The sequence below is a fragment of the Sphingopyxis sp. genome (assembly GCF_051861155.1).
GTDB lineage: Bacteria > Pseudomonadota > Alphaproteobacteria > Sphingomonadales > Sphingomonadaceae > Sphingopyxis.
Map to the genome: position 1 here is coordinate 207,704 of NZ_JBHYDE010000001.1, position 18,977 is coordinate 226,680.

General features: G+C 65.9%; 21 protein-coding genes. 13 read left to right on the forward strand and 8 right to left on the reverse strand.

The genetic code is table 11. The features are described 5' to 3' along the window. The first annotated feature begins 48 nt into the window (after window positions 1-48). The 12 genes from ACTIFP_RS01005 to ACTIFP_RS01060 all read left to right on the forward strand — a co-directional run bounded on the left by ACTIFP_RS01005 (window position 49) and on the right by ACTIFP_RS01060 (window position 11,615). Window positions 49-246 (forward strand): zinc-finger domain-containing protein, encoded by a 198-nt coding sequence (locus tag ACTIFP_RS01005; protein ID WP_439566861.1) that lies wholly within the window; start codon window positions 49-51, stop codon window positions 244-246. Window positions 247-370: 124 nt separating this feature from the next. After that, window positions 371-925, forward strand: a complete 555-nt coding sequence (locus tag ACTIFP_RS01010) for a DUF4402 domain-containing protein (RefSeq protein WP_439566862.1) — start codon at window positions 371-373, stop codon at window positions 923-925. A gap of 39 nt (window positions 926-964) precedes the next feature. Beyond that, the gene (gene tldD / locus ACTIFP_RS01015; protein ID WP_439566863.1) at window positions 965-2,407 is read left to right on the forward strand and encodes a metalloprotease TldD; all 1,443 of its coding nucleotides are present in this window, start codon (window positions 965-967) and stop codon (window positions 2,405-2,407) included. A 297-nt stretch (window positions 2,408-2,704) separates the two neighbouring features. Continuing rightward, window positions 2,705-3,928 (forward strand): hypothetical protein, encoded by a 1,224-nt coding sequence (locus ACTIFP_RS01020; protein ID WP_439566864.1) that lies wholly within the window; start codon window positions 2,705-2,707, stop codon window positions 3,926-3,928. A 93-nt stretch (window positions 3,929-4,021) separates the two neighbouring features. Further along, entirely contained in the window at window positions 4,022-4,426 is a 405-nt protein-coding gene (locus ACTIFP_RS01025; RefSeq protein WP_439566865.1) for a hypothetical protein, read from the forward strand. Between the two features lie 125 nt (window positions 4,427-4,551). Then, the gene (locus ACTIFP_RS01030) at window positions 4,552-5,115 is read left to right on the forward strand and encodes a DUF924 family protein (protein WP_439566866.1); all 564 of its coding nucleotides are present in this window, start codon (window positions 4,552-4,554) and stop codon (window positions 5,113-5,115) included. 40 nt (window positions 5,116-5,155) lie between these two features. After that, entirely contained in the window at window positions 5,156-5,722 is a 567-nt protein-coding gene (locus ACTIFP_RS01035) for a pyridoxamine 5'-phosphate oxidase family protein (protein ID WP_439566867.1), read from the forward strand. Further along, entirely contained in the window at window positions 5,722-5,934 is a 213-nt protein-coding gene (locus ACTIFP_RS01040; RefSeq protein ID WP_439566868.1) for a putative signal transducing protein, read from the forward strand. The genes ACTIFP_RS01035 and ACTIFP_RS01040 overlap by 1 nt, the downstream gene beginning before the upstream one ends. A 128-nt stretch (window positions 5,935-6,062) precedes the next feature. Continuing rightward, complete coding sequence (locus ACTIFP_RS01045; protein WP_439566869.1) at window positions 6,063-6,767, forward strand: endonuclease/exonuclease/phosphatase family protein; 705 nt, start codon at window positions 6,063-6,065, stop codon at window positions 6,765-6,767. Between the two features lie 299 nt (window positions 6,768-7,066). Then, window positions 7,067-7,405, forward strand: a complete 339-nt coding sequence (locus tag ACTIFP_RS01050) for a P-II family nitrogen regulator (protein ID WP_439566870.1) — start codon at window positions 7,067-7,069, stop codon at window positions 7,403-7,405. A 17-nt stretch (window positions 7,406-7,422) separates the two neighbouring features. Next, complete coding sequence (locus tag ACTIFP_RS01055) at window positions 7,423-8,892, forward strand: ammonium transporter (protein ID WP_439566871.1); 1,470 nt, start codon at window positions 7,423-7,425, stop codon at window positions 8,890-8,892. A gap of 353 nt (window positions 8,893-9,245) precedes the next feature. Further along, complete coding sequence (locus ACTIFP_RS01060; protein ID WP_439566872.1) at window positions 9,246-11,615, forward strand: TonB-dependent receptor; 2,370 nt, start codon at window positions 9,246-9,248, stop codon at window positions 11,613-11,615. 229 nt (window positions 11,616-11,844) lie between these two features. Here ACTIFP_RS01060 and ACTIFP_RS01065 read toward each other — a convergent pair whose 3' ends face one another. Beyond that, window positions 11,845-12,354, reverse strand: a complete 510-nt coding sequence (locus ACTIFP_RS01065) for a hypothetical protein (protein ID WP_439566873.1) — start codon at window positions 12,352-12,354, stop codon at window positions 11,845-11,847. Further along, a complete protein-coding gene (locus tag ACTIFP_RS01070) occupies window positions 12,351-12,725 on the reverse strand; it encodes a VOC family protein (protein ID WP_439566874.1) in 375 nt (124 codons plus the stop codon). Before ACTIFP_RS01070 ends, ACTIFP_RS01065 begins: the two co-directional genes overlap by 4 nt. Before the next feature lie 62 nt (window positions 12,726-12,787). On the opposite strand from ACTIFP_RS01070, the gene ACTIFP_RS01075 reads away from it, so the two are divergent. After that, entirely contained in the window at window positions 12,788-13,327 is a 540-nt protein-coding gene (locus tag ACTIFP_RS01075; RefSeq protein ID WP_439566875.1) for a winged helix-turn-helix transcriptional regulator, read from the forward strand. 89 nt (window positions 13,328-13,416) lie between these two features. Here ACTIFP_RS01075 and ACTIFP_RS01080 read toward each other — a convergent pair whose 3' ends face one another. The 6 genes from ACTIFP_RS01080 to ACTIFP_RS01105 all read right to left on the reverse strand — a co-directional run bounded on the left by ACTIFP_RS01080 (window position 13,417) and on the right by ACTIFP_RS01105 (window position 18,939). After that, window positions 13,417-15,012 carry a GMC family oxidoreductase gene (locus tag ACTIFP_RS01080; RefSeq protein WP_439566876.1) on the reverse strand — a complete coding sequence of 532 codons (1,596 nt, stop codon included), beginning with the start codon at window positions 15,010-15,012 and terminating at the stop codon, window positions 13,417-13,419. A gap of 175 nt (window positions 15,013-15,187) precedes the next feature. Beyond that, a complete protein-coding gene (locus tag ACTIFP_RS01085) occupies window positions 15,188-16,102 on the reverse strand; it encodes a sterol desaturase family protein (RefSeq protein ID WP_439566877.1) in 915 nt (304 codons plus the stop codon). Beyond that, window positions 16,095-16,502, reverse strand: coding sequence for a hypothetical protein (locus tag ACTIFP_RS01090; RefSeq protein ID WP_439566878.1), 408 nt, complete (start codon window positions 16,500-16,502; stop codon window positions 16,095-16,097). The genes ACTIFP_RS01085 and ACTIFP_RS01090 overlap by 8 nt, the downstream gene beginning before the upstream one ends. Further along, window positions 16,499-16,933 (reverse strand): TIGR01244 family sulfur transferase, encoded by a 435-nt coding sequence (locus ACTIFP_RS01095; protein WP_439566879.1) that lies wholly within the window; start codon window positions 16,931-16,933, stop codon window positions 16,499-16,501. The genes ACTIFP_RS01090 and ACTIFP_RS01095 overlap by 4 nt, the downstream gene beginning before the upstream one ends. Before the next feature lie 45 nt (window positions 16,934-16,978). Further along, window positions 16,979-17,791, reverse strand: a complete 813-nt coding sequence (locus ACTIFP_RS01100) for a sterol desaturase family protein (protein ID WP_439566880.1) — start codon at window positions 17,789-17,791, stop codon at window positions 16,979-16,981. A gap of 77 nt (window positions 17,792-17,868) precedes the next feature. Further along, on the reverse strand, window positions 17,869-18,939 hold the full coding sequence (locus ACTIFP_RS01105) for a helix-turn-helix domain-containing protein (protein WP_439566881.1): 1,071 nt from the start codon (window positions 18,937-18,939) through the stop codon (window positions 17,869-17,871). Window positions 18,940-18,977 lie beyond the last annotated feature (38 nt).

The window sequence follows — 18,977 nt, forward strand, 5'->3', positions numbered from 1 at the left end:
GCAGACCCCGATTGCTCCCGCCCGCGGCGCTTGCTATGGGCGCGGTCGATGACCCAGCCCGCGCCCGAAACCATCCGCACCCCCAAGACCCGCATCGCTTGCGACGGCACCGGCGACGGGCTGGCCGACGCCGCGCTCGGCCATCCGCGCGTGTGGCTGGAAATCGACCCCGATGCGGGCTTTGCCGACTGCGGCTATTGCGACCGGCGCTTCATCCTGAGCGGCGGGGTCGCCGACAAAGGTTAAGCGTCGGCAGTATCGCCGACAAAGGCTGACCGCCGGGGCCAGACGTAAACGGCCCCTTTACCAACCCTGTGCATCAACGACTCATGTCCCGCTGGCATATCTGTGCCAGACAGGAGCAGAATCTGTGGGGATTCGAGGGACCAGAAACTGTCGGGATGCAATACGCGCCCTGACCATCGCCGCCGCCGCGGCGGGCGCGCTGCTATGCGCGCCGGTCCATGCCGCCGACACCAATGTCACCGTCAACGCTGCGGTCGTCCGCCCGAACACGCTGATCAAGACCGACGATCTCGATTTCGGAACCCTCGTCAGCGGCGCAACCGGCGGCACCGTCACCGTCAATCCGGTGACCAACGCGCGCGCATCAGGCGGCGGTGTCACCCTGGTCGGCACCAGCGCCCGGCGTGCGGTGTTCCAGGGCACCGGCGGCATCATCCTGATCACGGTGTCGGGCAGCACATCGGTGACGCTGGCGCGCGTCGGCGGCGGCGCACCCAGCATGACTGCAACGCTGGTCCGCGCCGCCAGCACCAGCGGCGGCGGCATCGCGCTGCTCGGCGGCACGCTGCTGCCCAGCGGAGTGCAGACCTATTATATCGGCGGCACCCTCACCGTCCCCGCCAACCAGCCGGCGGGCGATTACAGCGGCACCTTCACGCTGACGGTCAATTATCTCTGACCGCTGGCGCCGCGCGACGCGCGTGCCTATATCGGGCCAATGACAAGCCCGACCGATCCCCGCCGCTTCCTCTATCGCGCCGACGCGCTCGACCCCGATCTGGCGCAGGCGCTCGCCCGCGAGGCGCTCGCCAAGGCCGACGACGGCGAGCTCTATCTGCAATATCGCGCGACCGAGAGCTTCGGGTTCGACGACGGCCGCCTCAAGACCGCCGATTATTCGACCGACGCCGGGTTCGGCCTGCGCGCGGTGTCGGGCGAGATGACGGGGTTCGCCCACGCCAGCGACATCAGCGCCGGGGCGATCCGCCGCGCCGCCGAAACGCTGGCGCTGCTCGACCCCGCCAGCCAGCCGCACGCCGCGCCGCCGCCGCGCACCAACCGCCATTTGTATGACGAGGCGAACCCGCTCGACCTGATACCCTTCGCAAAAAAGGTCGCGCTGTGCCAGGAAATCGACGCCGCGGCGCGTGCGCGCGACCCGCGCATCGCGCAGGTGTCGGTCAGCCTTGCAGGCAGCTGGTCGGTGGTCGAGATCGTCCGCGCCGACGGTTTCCTCGCGACCGACATCCGACCGCTCGTCCGCCTTAACGTCAGCATCGTGGTCGAGGAAAATGGGCGCCGCGAAACCGGCACCTTCGGCCTCGGCGGGCGCTATATGTACGACCATCTGTTCGAACCGGAACAGTGGAACCGCGCGATCGACGAGGCGCTGGCGCAGGCGCTGGTCAATTTGCGCGCGGTCGATGCGCCCGCGGGCGAATTCACCGTCTTGCTCGGCCCCGGCTGGCCCGGCGTGCTGCTCCACGAAGCGGTGGGCCACGGGCTGGAGGGTGATTTCAACCGCAAGGGCACCAGCGCCTTTTCAGGCCGCATCGGCCAGCGCGTCGCCGCGCCCGGCGTGACCGTGGTCGACGACGGCGCGATGGACAGCCCGGTTGGCGGCGGTCGCCGCGGCTCGCTGAGCATCGACGACGAGGGTACACCGACGGGCGAAACGGTGCTGATCGAGGACGGCATCCTTAAGGGCTATATGCAGGACCGCCTCAACGCCCGCCTGATGGGCGTCGAACCGACCGGCAACGGGCGGCGCGAGAGCTTTGCGCACGCGCCGATGCCGCGGATGACCAATACGTTCATGAAAGGCGGCAACGACGATCCCGCCGAAATGCTCAGCCGCGTCAAAAACGGCATCTTCGCCAAGAGCTTCGGCGGAGGGCAGGTCGACATTGTGTCGGGCAAATTCGTCTTCAGCTGTACCGAGGCGTACAAGATCGAGAATGGCAAGCTGGGCGATTCGATCAAGGGCGCGACGCTGATCGGCGACGGGCCGAGCGTGCTGACCAAGGTCATGGGCATCGGCAACGACATGGCGATCGACGAAGGCATCGGCATCTGCGGCAAGGGCGGCCAGAGCGTCCCCGCGGGGGTCGGCCAGCCGACCTTGCTGGTCAGCGGGCTGACCGTGGGCGGGACGGCGTAAATTTCTTCTCCCTTGATGGGAGAAGGATACGCAGCCTTGCCGCGAAGCGGCTAGGCGGAGTTGGATGAGGGTGATGGCGCGTCCTTACACCATCATTTCAGGCCGAGACCGCACCCCCACCGCTGCGACTAGCCAGCAAGCTGCCAAGTCTCGCTGCCTCCCCCATCAAGGGGGAGGATTTAGAAGTGTGACGCACCTCACTTGGCGTGCCGCCTTCCCGCGCCTATAGTCCTCCAAACAGAAAAGAAATCGGGCCGCATTATCCGCCGGGTCTCCCCGGCAACAGGGAGGATATTCATGCGTTCGACTCTGCGTTTCATCTCCGTCGCGACCATCGCCGCGATGCTCGCCGCCCCCGGTTCGGCCCAGAAAAGCACCGGCCCCAAGGAACGTTATGAAATGGACGTCGCGACCGCGTCGGGCTTTGCCGCGATGGCGGCGGGCGGGCGCGGGGTCGGCAATGTCATGGGAATGATGTTCGGCGGCGGTCCCGACGGCAAGGTGGCGCACACGCTCGAACTGCGGCTGGGATCGACGCAGGCGCCGACCGCGCCGCCGGTGAAGGCCGATCATTTCTTCCTGCCGCAAGCCAAGCTCGGCAAGTCGGTGCCGCTGTGGGGGCCCGAACCCGGCAAGCCGCAACCGCGCGAGGACGGCAATGAAATGCCCCGGGATTTCGAGCGCCCCAAGGGCCGCCTGCTCTTGTTCTGGGGCTGCGGCGCCAAAGCGGGGCCGGGGCAGCCGGTGATCATCGACTTCGCCAAGCTTGCCGCGGGGCAGATGCCGCCGAACCTTTACACCACCACCGTACCGCGCATCCGCGAAGTGATGGCGTCGAACAGCAAATCCTATGCCGGGTGGCCGAACAGCAAATCGTCGAAACAGCCGCCATCGGGATCCTCGCTGCTCGGCGCGCACCGGATCGCGGGCAATGTTGGCCCCGAAATCAACTTCACGCTGGCGCAGGATTATATGGCCGCGCTCAACGCATCGACGACGATGCAGGGCGATGGGTCGGTGATGATCCGCTGGAACCAGCTGGTCCCCGCCACCGGCTATGTCGCCTGGGCCTTCGGCGGCATGGACCGCGGCAGCGCAGGCGGCGATATGGTGTGGTGGACGAGCAGCAACGCGCGCGAGTTTGGCGGCGGGCTGTGGGACTGGCTGCCGCCGGCCACCGTCGCCGGACTGGTGAGCAAAAGGGTGGTGATGCCGCCCGCGCAGACCAGCTGCGCGATCCCGGCCGAGGTCAAGAAAGCGTCAGGCGAGATGATGTTCGGCAACCTCAACGCCTTTGGCCCCGAGGCCAATTTTTCCTATCCACCCAAACCCGCGGGCAATGCGGTGTGGAACATCGACTGGACCGCGAAGGTGCGATTCCGGTCGCACACCAGCCTGCTGATCGGCGCTGATTTCGGCGGCATGGGGGGATCGGGTACCAGCACCAAACCCGCCGAACCGGCGAAAAAGAAGAAGTGCAAGGGCCCGCTGGGCATCCCGCTGCCCGACGGGGCGTGCTGAAGCCGCCGCGAACCGCGCTGAGTCAGCCCCCGTTCACCGGGGCTGGCGCAGGGTGACCGCCGGTAGGGTAATGAGCAAGACAGGAGTCGGACCATGAACCCACGTATTACCGCCATCATCGCCGCCGCCGCGGTCGCGGCCATGCCCGCCGCCGCACCCGCGATGGAGCGGCTGGCACCCGAAGACCGCCTCGCAAAGCTGCTTGAAGGGCGCGTCGCGGGGCAGCCGCAGGACTGCATCCCGCTGTCGATGGCGCGCAGCAGCCAGGTGATCGACGGAACCGCGATCGTCTATCGCATCGGCAGCACGCTGTGGGTCAACCGCCCCGAAGGCGGCGCCGATTCGCTGGACGACGACGACATCCTGATCACCAAGTTGTCGACCAGTCAGCTGTGCAGCATCGACACGATCCAGCTGCAGGACCGCGGCAGCAACATGTACAGCGGCTTTGTTTCGCTCGGCAAATTCGTGCCGTATCGGCGTGTGAAGGGCGAATAGCCGCATCCACCTCTCATCCGTAATCCCGGCGCAGGCCTGGATCTCATCGGCGCGTCCATGCGTTAGGTCGAGATCCCGGCATTCGCCGGGATGACGGATGTCTCTGGCTGAGGATTTGGCCGCGCGTGACGCAAAACAACACCCCGCCCACCGACTGGCCGCAGCAACTCCTCGCCTTCTGGTTCGACGCGCATCGCCAGGACGACTGGTACGGCGGCGGCCCCGATTTCGATGCAGCGGTGCGCGCGCTCGCGGGCGACTGGCACGAAGCCTTGCGGTCGCAACCCGCCGAAACCTTCCTAACCGATCCCGACACCGCGCTGGCCGCGACGATCCTGTTCGATCAGGTGCCACGCAATATCTTCCGCGGGGTCGCCGACGCCTTCGCCACCGACAGCCTCGCCCGCGCCACCGCGCGCGGGATCGTGGCAAAGGGCTGGGATCAGCATTGGCCCGACGCGCGGCGCCAATTCGCCTATCTGCCGTTCGAACATAGCGAGGAGATCGCCGACCAGCGCGAATCGCTGCGCCTCTTCGCGCAGCTCGCGGACCCGATGTTCCATGACTATGCGCAACAGCATTTCGCCATCATCGACCGCTTCGGCCGCTTCCCGCATCGCAACGCCGTGCTGGGCCGCGCGACCCGCCCCGAGGAGCAGGCAGCGGTGGAGGAAGGCAAGAATTGGTGATAGGGCGGGCGCGATCCCCTTCCCGGCGCGGAGCCCAGTCATGGCCGACTTTACCGACACGCTGACCGAAAAACATATCGCCTTCATCGAGAAACAGCCGGTCTATTTCACCGCGACCGCCGCCGCCGATGCGCGGATCAACCTGTCGCCCAAGGGCTATGCCGACAGCTTTCGCGTGTTGTCCGCGACGCAGGTCGCCTATCTCGACCTTGCCGGGTCGGGCAACGAAACCCACGCGCACCTTGCCGCCGATGGCCGGATCACCATCATGTTTTGCGCCTTTGATCGCAGCGCGCTGATCCTGCGCATCTATGGCCGCGGGCGCCCGGTGCTGCCGCAGGACGGTGAATGGAGCGCGCTTGCGGCGCATTTCACCCTGCTGCCCGGCACCCGCCAGATTTTCGTCATTGATGTGGAAAGCGTCCAAACCAGCTGCGGCTGGGGAGTGCCGATGATGGAGCTGCAACACGAGCGCGACACGCTGCAAAAATATCACCGCCAGGCCGACCGCGCGCTGTGGGTCGAAAAGACGCAGGGGCGCACCAAAAGCATCGACGGCCTGCCAACGCGCGCGACCGACCGTTTCATCGAAGGCGAGACTGCCTGATGCCGCTGGTCGAACTGGTGCGAATTCCGAACGGCGCCGAAGCCGAGCTGCTGCGCGGGCGGATCGAAAGCGCCGGGGTTCACGCGGTCTGCTTCGACGCGGGGATGAACATCGCCGAAAGCGTCGGGATGATGATCCCCGTGCGGATCATGGTGCTCGACGAGGATCTGGACGAAGCGCGGGCATTGCTGGCGGAATTTGAGGCGGGCTGAACGCAACCCATCTCCTCATCCGTTCGTCCTGAGCTTGTCGAAGGACCGTTTTTCCCTTTGAAAGGAAGAAGGACAGTGCTTCGACAAGCTCAGCACAAACGGATTCAAGGTCACGCCAAGACTCTCCCATGATCAAAGTTGCCAGTTACAATATGCGCAAGGGCATCGGGCTCGACCGCCGCCGCGATCCCGGGCGGGTGCTGTCGGTGCTGGGCGAGCTCGACGCCGATATCGTCGCGCTGCAGGAGGCCGACCGGCGTTTCGGCACACGCGCCAGCGCCATCCCGCCGCATATGTTCGACGAGCATAGCGATTATGTGCCGATCGGGCTGAGCGGACGCCCGCACAGCATCGGCTGGCACGGCAATGCGCTGCTGGTCCGCAAGGGCGCCGAGGTCGAGGAAAGCCACGCACTGCACCTGCCGACGCTCGAACCGCGCGGCGCCGTCGCCGCGACGATCCGCATCGGCGAGACACGATTGCGCGTCGTCGGCATGCACCTCGACATTTCGGGGCTGCGCCGCCGCCAGCAGGCGCGCGCGATCCTGAACCATGTCGCCGAGGGCGAAGACCTGCCGACGATATTGATGGGCGACTGCAACGAATGGCGCGCGACGGGCGGCTGCCTGCACGATTTCGGCGAGCGTCATCGGCTCGTCGACACCGGCCACAGTTTCCACAGCCGCCGACCGGTCGCCCGGCTCGACCGCATCTTCGCCTCGCCCGACCTTGAGGCGGTCGATGCCGGGGTGCATCGCAGCGCGCTGGCGGCGCGGGCGTCGGATCATCTGCCGATCTGGGCGCGGTTCAGGGCGGCCTCGAAGCACCCATAAAGCCCCTCCCCTTCAGGGGAGGGGTTGGGGTGGGGCCCCGAAACCTTGCGCCAGGCCTTGGCCCCCACCCGCTGCGACTAACGAACAAGTTCGTAAGTCTCGCTGCCCTCCCCTGAAGGAGAGGGCGAATTATTGCGTGCCCAAATTATAGGCAATCCCCTGCCTCGCCTGCCCAGCAAACGACCGATTATTCGTCCTACCCGACAAAAACCGTCACAAAATGTTAACTTTTCCGCACCGTGCGCAATCTGGCACGGCTGTTGCAGTGCAACATGGTGCTATTGGCAAAAGGGGGCATCATGAAATTGATCCTGGCAATCATTAAACCATTCAAGCTCGACGAGGTGCGCGAAGCGCTCACCGGCTTGGGTATCGCCGGCATGACCGTGACCGAGGTCAAGGGGTTCGGCCGGCAAAAGGGACAGACCGAAATCTACCGCGGCGCCGAATATGCCACCAACATGGTGCCGAAGGTGAAGATCGAGCTGGTCTGCAACGACGCACTGGCGCCGCGGGTGGTCGAAACGCTTCAGCAAAGCGCCGGCACCGGTTCGATCGGCGACGGCAAGATTTTCGTCCTCGACGTGGGTCAGGCGGTGCGGATCCGCACTGGCGAGACCGGAGAGGCGGCACTGTGATGACAAAGGGGGACAATATGACGTTCGCAAATAAATTTGCGGCGGGCGCCGGGGCCGCGGGCCTGTCGCTGTTCGCCGCGCTACCCGTCTGGGCGCAGGAAGCCGCGACCGCGGTGGCCGCACCGGCGGCGCCTGCTGCCGAAGCGGCGGCTCCCGCCGCTTTCGTGCCCACGGCCGAGATGGTGAGCAAGGGCGATGTGGCCTGGATGCTCGTCGCATCGGCTTTGGTGCTGATGATGTCGGTGCCCGCGCTGGCGCTGTTTTATGGTGGTCTTGTCCGTGCCAAGAATATGCTGTCGGTGCTGATGCAGGTGCTGACGATCGTCTGCGTCGCCGCGCTGGTCTGGTTCAGCTGGGGCTATTCGATGGCCTTCACCTCGACCGGCACGCCCTTCCCGACGCTTGTCGGCGGGCTCGACAAGGCGTTCCTCGCGGGGGTCGACGTCACGACCTTCGCCGCGACCTTCTCGAACGGGGTGTACCTCCCCGAATATGTCTTCGTGGTCTTCCAGATGACCTTCGCCTGCATCACGCCGGCGCTGATCGTCGGGGCGTTTGCGGAGCGCGTGAAGTTCACGCCGCTCATCATCTTCACGGTGCTGTGGCTAACGCTCGCCTATTTCCCGATCGCGCACATGGTCTGGTACTGGGCTGGCCCCGACTTCCTGCACGCCGCGCCGACCGACATGGGCCTGCTGTGGGGCTGGGGCGCGCTCGACTTTGCCGGCGGCACCGTCGTCCACATCAACGCAGGCATCGCCGGTCTGGTCGGCTGCATCGTGATCGGCCCGCGCATGGGCTATAATTCGGAACCAATGCCCCCGCACAACCTGGTCATGACGATGATCGGCGCCTCGTTGCTGTGGATCGGCTGGTTCGGTTTCAACGCCGGTTCGGGTCTCGAAGCCAATGCGTTCGGCGCGCTGGCCTTTATCAACACGCTCGTCGCCACCGCAGCCGCGGGCGCGACCTGGGCGATCATCGAGCAGATCATCCACAAGAAACCCTCGCTGCTGGGCGGCGTTTCGGGTGTCGTCGCCGGTCTGGTCGCGATCACTCCGGCGGCGGGCTTCGCCCACCCCGGCACCGCGATCCTGCTCGGTGCGGTCGCCTCGCTGGTCTGTTTCTTCTTCGTCACCACGGTGAAGAAGAAGTTCAAATATGACGACTCGCTCGACGTGTTCGGCATCCACGCCGTCGGCGGCATCGTCGGCGCGATCGGCACCGGCTTCGTCGCCAACCCGGCGTGGGGCGGCCAGGGCTGGATCGACTATACCGCGCCCGTCGCCAAGGCCGGCGAGTTCGACCTGACCGGCCAGGTGATGACGCAGATCTGGGCCGTCGGCACCACAGTGCTGTGGACCGGCGTGGTCAGCGCGGTGCTGTTCCTCGGCCTCAAATATACCATCGGCCTGCGCCCGTCGAAGGACGTCGAGCAGGAAGGGCTCGACCTCGCCGAACATGGGGAGCGCGCCTACAACTTCTGACGAGACAGGATACCCGCCGCCGCACGCTCTTTCTCCTTTCAAACGGCGGCGGCGGGATCCTCACCAGGTTCCTCCTGCGAACCACTGGCCGGGGTCTTGTCCCCGGCCATTTTTTTTGTGGCCCGAACGGCCACGGGCCGGGGTCTTGTCCCCGGCCATTATTTTTGTGGCCCGAACGGCCACGGGCCGGGGCCGATGCCCCGGCCATTTTTTATACTGTGGCCGCGGTGCAACATGTCGCGGCGATTTTTTGCGCAACATTCATGCGCCATTGCGAAATTGTTACAAAAGGCGCACCTCTCGCGGCGCGACGCGGCAAGATAGCCGCGCGCTTGTACAGAGAGGATATCACCATGCATGCTCGCACTATGCTGCTGGCCGGGCTTTCGACGCTCGCGCTGGCTACTATTGGCACGCCCGCGCTGGCCCAGGATGCCGGCGCCGAAGCCGACGACAGCAACATCATCATCGTCACCGCGACCAAGCGCGACGCCAATCTTCAGGACATTCCCTTCTCGATCAACGCCCAGACAGCCGAGGATATTCAGAAATCGGGCGCCGTGACGCTGGAAGACCTGTCGCGCAACGTCGCCGGGCTGTCGGTCCAGAACCTCGGGCCGGGGCAGAGCCAGGTGTCGGTGCGCGGCGTTTCCGCCGGCCAGGTCGTCCGCGACCAGCCCGGCGTCAAGGAACAGGTCGGGGTCTATCTCGACGAAAGCGTGATCTCGCTCTCGCTGTTCACCCCTGACATCGACCTCTACGACCTCAACCGCGTCGAAACGCTGCGCGGACCGCAGGGTACGTTGTTCGGTTCGGGTTCGGTCGGCGGCACCATCCGCTACATCACCAACCAGCCCAAGATCGGGGTGATGGAAGGCAGCGTCGAGGCGAACCTCAACCTCGTCGACGGCGACGACATCGGCGGCCACCTGAAAGGCGCGGTCAATATCCCGATGGGTGACAAGGCGGCGCTGCGCGCGGTCGGCTATTACACCCGCTACGGCGGCTTCATCAACGCCATTGGCCCGGCGGGCGGCGACGATGTCAACAGCGGCGAACGCTATGGCGGCCGCCTCGCGCTGACCTTCGAACCCAGCGACAATCTGTCGATCACCCCGCGCGTCATCTATCAAAAGATCACCGCCGACGGCTTCAACCGCCAGGAGATCCACAATCTCTATGGCAACCGCTTCACGACGACGCGGCCGCAGGTCATCTTTGACGAGCGCGAGCAATATCTGCTGCTGCGCGAAGGGTTCGAAGACGAAACGCTGATCGCCGACCTCAACCTCAATATCGGGCTGGGCGGCGCCAAGCTGACCTCGGTGACCAGCTATATCAACCGCGACATCCTGGTCAGCCGCGACGCCAGCGCGCTCACCGGATCGGTGTCGGTCGACCTTGGCTATCCCGCCGCGGGCGTGCTGCTGCCGTCGAACCTGGTCGATACCACCGACCTGGAAACCTGGTCGCAGGAATTGCGCATCGCGTCGGATAACGACAGCCCGTTCCAGTGGGTCATCGGCGGCTTTTATTCAAAGGTCGACCGCGTCTATGCCCAGCGGCTGCCGACCCCCGGCTATGACGCGGTGACCGACGCGACACTCGGCGCCGGCACCTCGGCGGCGACGCGCAACGGCTTCCCCGCCAACTCGCCGTACAACGCCGACCTGCCCTATGACATCAAGCAGTTCGCGATCTTCGGCGAAGTCAGCTACGACCTCAGCGACGCGTTCACCGCGACCGCGGGCGGGCGTTATTACGACTTCAAGGAAACGCGCAGCTTCAAATCGGGCGGGCTGTTCTCGAACCTCGACAACCGCACCGACAGCACCAAATCGAGCGGCTTCACCCCGCGCTTCCTGCTGTCCTATGATGTCAGCGACAGCGTGACGGTCAACGCCCAGGCGTCCAAGGGCTTCCGCCTTGGCGGGGTCAATGATCCGCTCAACCTGCCGCTCTGCACCCCCGCCGACGCGGCGCTGTTCGGCGGTTTCCAGGACTATGACGACGAAACCCTGTGGAATTACGAGCTGGGGATCAAGTCGCAGGGCCGCGGCTTCACCTTCAACGCCGCGGGTTTCTACAACGACATCAAGAACCTTCAGGTGACCCTCGACGCCGGCAGCTGTTCGTCGCGCATCGTCTTCAACGTCGACAAGGCGCATTCGATGGGGGTCGAATTCGAACTCGGGCTGTCACCCGCCGACGGGCTCGATTTCAACCTGTCGGGCAGCATCATCGAGGCGGAGTTCGACACCACCTTGCCCGGTGTGCTCGCCACCGCGACGGGGATTCGCGAGGGCAACCGCCTACCGTCGGTGCCGAAATTCCAGCTGTCGGCGTCGGGCAGCTATGAATGGCCGATCGGCGATACCGCTAACATGTATGTCGCCGCGTCGGTGCAGCATGTCGGCACCCGCTTTACCCAGCCGGCGGATCAGGAAAACAACCCGCGCACCTTTGTCCACGGCCTGCCGTTCGGCGGCGCGCCGGCGGGTTCGGCGACGACGGTCGACCTGCAATTGCCCGACTATCAGCTGGTCAACCTCAGCGCCGGGGTCGACTTCGACAACGGCCTGTCGCTGATCGCCTATGTCAACAATCTCTTCGACGAAAACGCCCTGCTGTCGTTCGATCGTGAACGCGGCGGCCGGGCGCGGCTCGGCTATACCGTCGGCCAGCCGCGCACCTTTGGCATTACCGCGCGCAAGACGTTCTAAGAAAAATGGGGCCGGTTCGGGTGCGAACCGGCCCCTTTATCCTGCACGCTGCACTGCACAATATTTAGGCAGCGCTGCCGCACATTTAGGCCTTCCCAACATGACATTAATATGGCATTCATTGCGTCAACAGTTTCAGGAGGGGAGAGCCTGAAAGGCTGGGCCGGGACGCAAGTCCCGGCCCTCTTTTTTTGTGCGCGACACAGGGCGCGCTAAAAAATGGATGATTTCAGGGTTTTCGCCGAAAACGCAGCGTCGCAAAGACGCGCCAGCTGCCATCATCCTGCAACACCGAATCGCTGGCCAGCAGCCGGTCGGGCGCTTCGAGGACATAGGTCGAGCGGCCGATTTCAACATCGGCGCTACCCCAGAAATTGACCCATTCCGAAACAGCCAGCCGCCCGCCAATCGGGCGCGTGCGGCCTGTGCTGTCGGTCCAGCTGCCGCGCACCCGGCCTTTGCCGTCGACGCGGTAAATTGCCTCCGCGCCGTAAGCGATGGCCGGGGTTCCCGGGATCGCCAGCTGGTAAATGAGCGCCGTCGCGCCGCCCTCTGCCGCTGGTTCGATTGCCAGCGTCGCGGTCGCCGCCCTGCCGAAGGCGGTTCCCTCGCCGACCCATGTCCCATGCCACGCCGCGAGCGACGGCGCGGGCGCCGCGGCGATAGGTGACGCCGGCTCGGTGGCGGCGGCCGGGGCCGCGATCGCCAGCAGCGCCGCCAGCCCCCACCGCACCGTCATGCCGCGATTTCCGAGCGCGAAAACATGAAGGCGTTGCCGTCGGGATCATAGAAGGTGATCAGTTTGACCAGTCCCGGGATATGCCGGATGTCGCCGTCCTGCCGTACCCCTTCGGCGTCGAGATGCGCTTTCGCCGCGTCGATGTCGGCGACCTCGAACACATTGGTCGCGCCGCCACCCTGCCCCACGCTCTCGACCTCGCTCAGCCCGATATTGACCCCCGCCATCGGGCTCGCGAGTTCGCACCAGCCGATCTCGTCGGCGCGGTAGAGCAATTTGCAGTGCATCACCCGTTCGTACCAGGCGATCGACGCGGTCATGTCGGTCACCCCCATCGAGCAGGTGAGTTCGGATCCGATTTCCAATGCCATCTCGCAGCCTCCCTTTGCCAATGCGCTTGCACCTATGGTCCGGTTTGTATAGTTACTTGTAAATGCCGTCAAGCACGCCCGATCCGCTGCTCGTCCAGCTCGGCAGCCACCGCTGGCTGGTGCCGCTGCTCGCCGATCTGGCGGCGCATCGCGGCGCACGTTTCGTCGAGCTGATCCACCGGCTGGCGCTGCCGCGCGACAGCCTGACGCGCACGCTGGAAGCCGCGGCGACAATCGGCTGGATCGCGCGCAACCCCGGCCACGGCCACCCGCTGCGCCCCGAATATATCTTGACCGAAGCAGGAGAGGCTGCCGCCGCGCGCGCCGCGATGATCGCCGCGGCGCAGGGCGCGGTCGGGCTGCCGCCGGGCGCCGCAACGCGCTGGGGATTGCCGCTGGTCGCCGGGATCGGTGCGGGTCACGACCGTTTCAACGCGCTGTCACGGCTGCTGGCGCCCGCCACCCCGCGCGCGCTGTCGCAGGGGCTGGCAGCGCTGGGCAAACACGGGCTGGTACAGCGCGACGTGCTCGATGGCCGGCCGCCAACGAGCCGCTATGGGCTGACGGGGAGCGGGCGCTTGCTGGCGGAGGCGTGTCTCTAAGTTCCGTCATCCCGGCGAAGGCCGGGATCTCTACCTCGCGGTTTTACGCACCGGCGAGATCCCGGCCTTCGCCGGGATGACGAGATCGATCAGGCCAAAGCCGCCTTCACAAAATCCGACGCGCGCTCGCCAATCATGATGCTCGGCGCGTTCGTGTTCCCGGACACCAGCCGCGGCATGATGCTCGCATCGGCGACCCACAGCCCCTCGACGCCCTTCAGCTTCAACGTCGGATCGACCACCGCACCAGCATCACTGCCCATCCGGCATGTCCCTACCGGGTGATAGACGGTGTCGGCGCGGCTGCGGATCAGGCCGTCTAGCGCGGCATCGTCGTCGATGTTCACCGGATGCCGGTCGCTCCCCACATAGTCCGCCAGCGGCGGCGCCGCGACGATGCGGTGCATCATCCGCACCCCGGCCCGCAAAGTCGCGATGTCGCGCTCGTCGGTCAGGAACCCCGGGTCGATCGCGGGCGCCGCGGCGGCATCGCGCGACACCAGCCGCACCGATCCGCGGCTTTCGGGGCGCAGCACACAGGCGTGGCACGAAAAGCCGTGCCCCTTCACCTTGGTCCGGCCATGATCCTCCAGCATCGCGGGGACAAAATGATATTGAATGTCGGGCGCGGGCAGGTCGGGCGACGATTTCCAGAAGCCGCCCGCCTCGGCGAAACAGGTCGTCATGATCCCGGTGCGCCTGAACCGATGCTCGACGATCGCCTTCACCATCCGCCAGCTACCCCCCAGACTGTCGCCAAGCGGCTCGGTCGAGCGGGTTTCCCAGCTCGACACATAATCGATATGGTCCTGCAGATCGGCGCCCACCCCGGCGCGGTCGACGACCACGTCGATGCCCTGGTCCCGCAAGTGCGCCGCCGGACCGATCCCCGATAGCATCAAAATCTGCGGGCTGCCGAACGCCCCCGCCGACAGCACCACCCCGCCGCGCGCGCGCAGCGTTTCGCGCCGCGACCCGCGGCGGATCACGACCCCCACCGCGCGCCCATTTTCGACCAGGATCTTTTCGACCAGCGCCTTTGTGCGAATGTCGAGGTTCGCCCGCCCGCGCAGCGGTTCGACATAGGCGCGCGCCGCCGACCAGCGTTCGCCGTCCTTCTGCGTCACCTGATACAGGCCGAAACCTTCCTGATGCGCGCCGTTGAAATCGGCGGTGCGCGGCAATTGCAGCGTCGCGGCGCTCTCGACAAAGCGGCGGCTGGTCACATTCGGCCAGCGCTGGTCCATCACATTGAGCGGCCCGTCGCCCCCATGAAACTCATCGCCGCCGCGCTCATTGCCCTCGCTGCGCTTGAACCAGGGGAGCACGTCGGCATAGCTCCACCCGGTCGCGCCCAGCGCTGCCCACTGGTCGTAATCGAATTGGTGGCCGCGGATATAGACCATCGCATTGATCGCGCTCGACCCGCCCAGCCCGCGCCCGCGCGGCTGGTATCCGGTGCGCCCGTTCAGCCCCGGCTGCGGCAGCGTGTCATAACGATAGTTTGACGATTTGGGGATGAACGGCATGAACCCCGGCGTCTTGACACGCACGATGTCGTTGGTCCCGCCCGCCTCGACCAGACACACCTTCCGCGTCCCATCTTCCGCAAGCCGCCCCGCCGCCGCGCTCCCGGCGCTGCCGCCGCCGATGACGATGATGTCGAACTGATCCCCAAGACTCATGCGCGCCGCTCCCCTCGCCACCGGTTCGGTGGTCAATCGGGACTTACATGAATGTCATTAGCAAGCGTGGCAAGCCCATACGTCGCCCCCGCGAAGGCGGGGGCCGCGATCAGCCTTGCTCAGCGATGAAGGCGTAAACCTCCAGCGGCCCCCGCCTTCGCGGGGGCGACGGAATTTACTCCGCCGCTTCCTCACTCGCTCGCCCCGCCGCCCAGCGCTCCTTGATCATCGCGCTCGTCGCCCGGCTGCCGTCGTGGCTCCAGCCGGGTTCGCGCCAGATATAGCTCAGCTTGTGCCGCCACGGCGCCGCCCACACATCCTTCGCGATCCCGACCCATTCATGCACCGCCGCCCACAGGATGTTGAAGCTGCCGAGCTGCTTGACGATGCCATAGCGCACCGGCTCGTCGTCGCGTTCGGGGACGAAGCTGCCAAACATCTTGTCCCAGATGATGAACACCCCGGCGTAATTCGCGTCGAGGTAGCGCGGGTTCACCCCGTGGTGGACGCGGTGATGCGACGGGGTGTTCATCACCGCCTCGAACCAGCGCGGCAGCCGCTTGATCGCCTCGGTATGGATCCAGAATTGATAGATCAGGTTCAGCCCGGCGCAGAAGAAGACCATCGCGGGCGGAAAGCCGATCAGGAACAGCGGCAGGCGGAAAATGAAGGCGATACTGATGAAGCCGGTCCAGGTCTGCCGCAGCGCGGTCGACAGATTATAATGCTGGCTGGAATGGTGGATGACATGGCTCGCCCAGAACCAGCGCACCCGGTGCGCACTGCGGTGAAAGACATAATAGGCGAGGTCGTCGAGGAAGAAGCAGAGGATCCACGCCCACCACCAGCCCTTGAAATCGATCCCGATGTCGAACAGCCGGTACTGGTGCAACCACACCGCAAGCCCGACCACGATCCCGCCGACAAGCGCGCTCGCGACCTGGCTCCCCGTGCCAAGCATCAGCGAGTTCAGCGTATCGCGTGCCTCGTACCGGCTTTTGTCGGCGCGCAGCGCGACGATCATTTCGGCGATCAGCAGCAGGATGAAGGCCGGGATCGCATAGGTGACCGGATCGGGCAGCTTATCCACAGTTGAGATCCCGCATCCGGCTCGCCCACATCCCCGCATCCTTCCCCAGTTGCAGCGTCACCGATCCGAAGGTCTTTTCGGGCATGGCCAGGGTCAGAAAATCCTTGTCGAGCCGTCCGACCGTCGCCGCATCGACAGGCCGACCAGCAAAGAAATTGCCGTGCGCACGCACCAGCATCATCCGTCCCTCGGCATTGCGGACGATGGCGGCAAAACCCGCGCGGTCGCGCGCGACCTCGATCCCGCGAAACCCGGCCTCGGCTTCTTCGGCGAGGCTGATCGCATGCGCCTCGTCGGCGATCCGCGGATCGGCGCCCAGCCCCATCTTGCCCACCAGCCACACGACAAACAGCACCGCGACCACCGAGCCGCCGAGCTGGATCAACTCGGCCAGCGTCACCGCTCGCCCGCCAGCGCGTCCAGCATCGGGCGCAGCCCCGACAGGTCATAACCCGCGCCCGCCGCCGCCGCGCAGATCGTATCGACATCGTCGCCCGCCCGCGCGCGCGCCAGCGCCCATAGATGGCTCGAACGCGTCCCCGACCGGCAATAAGCCAGCACCGGCCCCGTCGCCCCCGCCAGCACCGCATCGAGCGCGTCGAGCTGCGGATGGCTGAACCCGGCATGGCCGACCGGGATCGCCGCATAGGCCAGCCCTTCGGCGGCGGCGGCCCCGGCAATATCATCGCCCTGCGGCGCCTCGGGCTCCTCGCCGTCGGGGCGGTTGTTGACGATCATCGCAAAGCCCGCGGCCTTCGCCGCGGCGACATCCGCGATGCTGATCTGCGGGGCGACGCTATAGTCGGCGGACAGGGGTCGAAAATCGCTCATCGCCGCGATGTATAGGACGCGCCGTTTTACTGACAAGCGCGAAAGCTAGGCGGCCGCGGGCACGGCTTCGCGGTCGCGCGCCGCGGGGCGCGACACCACGTCGTGAAAACGCTCCGCATAATGCGGATGCTCGGTCCCCATCATGCGGTCCCACCAGGTGAAATAGAGCCCGTAATTGCGGTTGAAGCCGCCGCTATGGTGCAAATCATGGTGCGTCGTCGTGTTGATCCAGCGCGTCAGCGGGGTCGACAGCCACCAGCGCGGGTGCAGTTCGAACCCCGCATGCCCCATCGCGTTGCGGACGATCTGGAACAGGATCCAGCTCAGCATCACCCATCCGGGGGTCGCGACGAAGGCCAGCCAGATCGGGACGAACGCGATCATCACGAACGCCTCGGGAATGGCAAAGCTGTACGCCGCCCATGGCGTCGGGGTGATCGAGCGATGATGCGCGCGGTGAAAGATCTTGAACAGCCGGGGATGGTGCATCGCGCGGTGGACCCAATAGAAATAGGCATCGTGCGCAACAATCAGCGCCGCGAGCAGCGCGAGATCGCCCGCCCAGCCATAGCTGCCCTCGAACCGGTGCAGCACCCCGGTATCGACGCCCCAGATGATGAACGCCGACACCAGAGTATAGACCCCCACCGTCTGGACCGACTGGGCGAATTCACGGCGCTGGTCGGCCTGCGTCGCCTCGCGCGCCTGGATCTTGCGCGTCCGGAGCGCCGTGCGGCGCAGCCTCCATACGATCGCGGCGACCGCCGCCGCCGCGATCAGATAGCGCCCGAAGTCGAAGGCAAAGACGATCGGGCCTTTCGTGAGCAGGATCTGGAGCGGCGGAATGGCGTCGAGCATCGGAGCGGTCCTGGCGGTTGCGGATGCCCCGATAGAGCACGCCCGCCGCCTCCCCGCTCCGTAATCGTAGAAATCGGCTAGCCGATTTCGGAATCGCCCAGCCGCGCCGCCGCTGCGCGGGCGCGATAGGCGCTCGGCGTCATCCCCTCGGCATCGCGAAAGGCGCGGTTGAATGGGCCGAGCGACCCGAAACCGGCGTCGAGCGCGATGGTCAGGATCGGCACCTCGCCTTGCCCCGGATCGCCGAGCGCGCTGCGGATTTCGTCGAGGCGAAAGCCGTTCAGAAAGGCGGTGAAATTGCGAAAGCCCATTTCGCCGTTGATCGCACGGCGGACGCGATATTCGGGCTCGCCCAGCCGCGCGGCGAGCATCGCGATCGAAAAGCCTTCGGCGCGGTAGGCGCGTTCCTTGGCCATCACCGCGTGCAGCCGCTGCGCAAGCGGCGACGGCGCCGCGGCCGGCTCGGCGCGTTTGGGCAGCGGACCCGGCGCCGCGAACAGTTCGGCCAGCCGAAAGCGATACAGTCCGACCGATACGATGAAGGTGGCGATCACGATCGCGATCAGCGTCAGGGACCGCCCAAGGTCGAGGGCCGTATCGCGGTTCTGAAACATCTCGATAAAGGTTGCGAGCAGGATGAAGCCGCCGATCGCACAGACCAGCGCCGCGCGAAAGCCGCGCCGCGCCTCGATCAGGTCGTTGGCGCGCCCGCGCCACGCGATCCACATGCCCGCCACCGCAAAGGCGAACATGCCGATCCGCACCAGCACCCAGATTTCCTGACTGAACCAGCCGATGGCACCGATCAACGCGATCTGGATCAGCGGCAGCATCCCGAACGCCGCAACCAGCAGCCAGCTGCGCCAGCCGATCCGCTGCTGATCATCGAACCACAGCCGCACGAACAGCCAGAAAAAGGCAGGCACCATCACCGACAGCGCGTCGCAGATCGCATAGGGCAACCGCGCCGATCCCTCGGGCCGGAAGACCGGGACGAGCAGATAGGCGATGATCGCGAGGTTCATCGCGATGGCGACGCGCGCCGCGAGCACGTCGGCATGATCGCGCGCCAGGATTGCGATCCACAGCAGGAACAGCGCGATGGCGCCGCCACGAATCATCGGATCGAGGATCAGCAGCGCCGTCATCGCGCCGTGCTACTGCAAGCGATGCCGGGACGCCACCA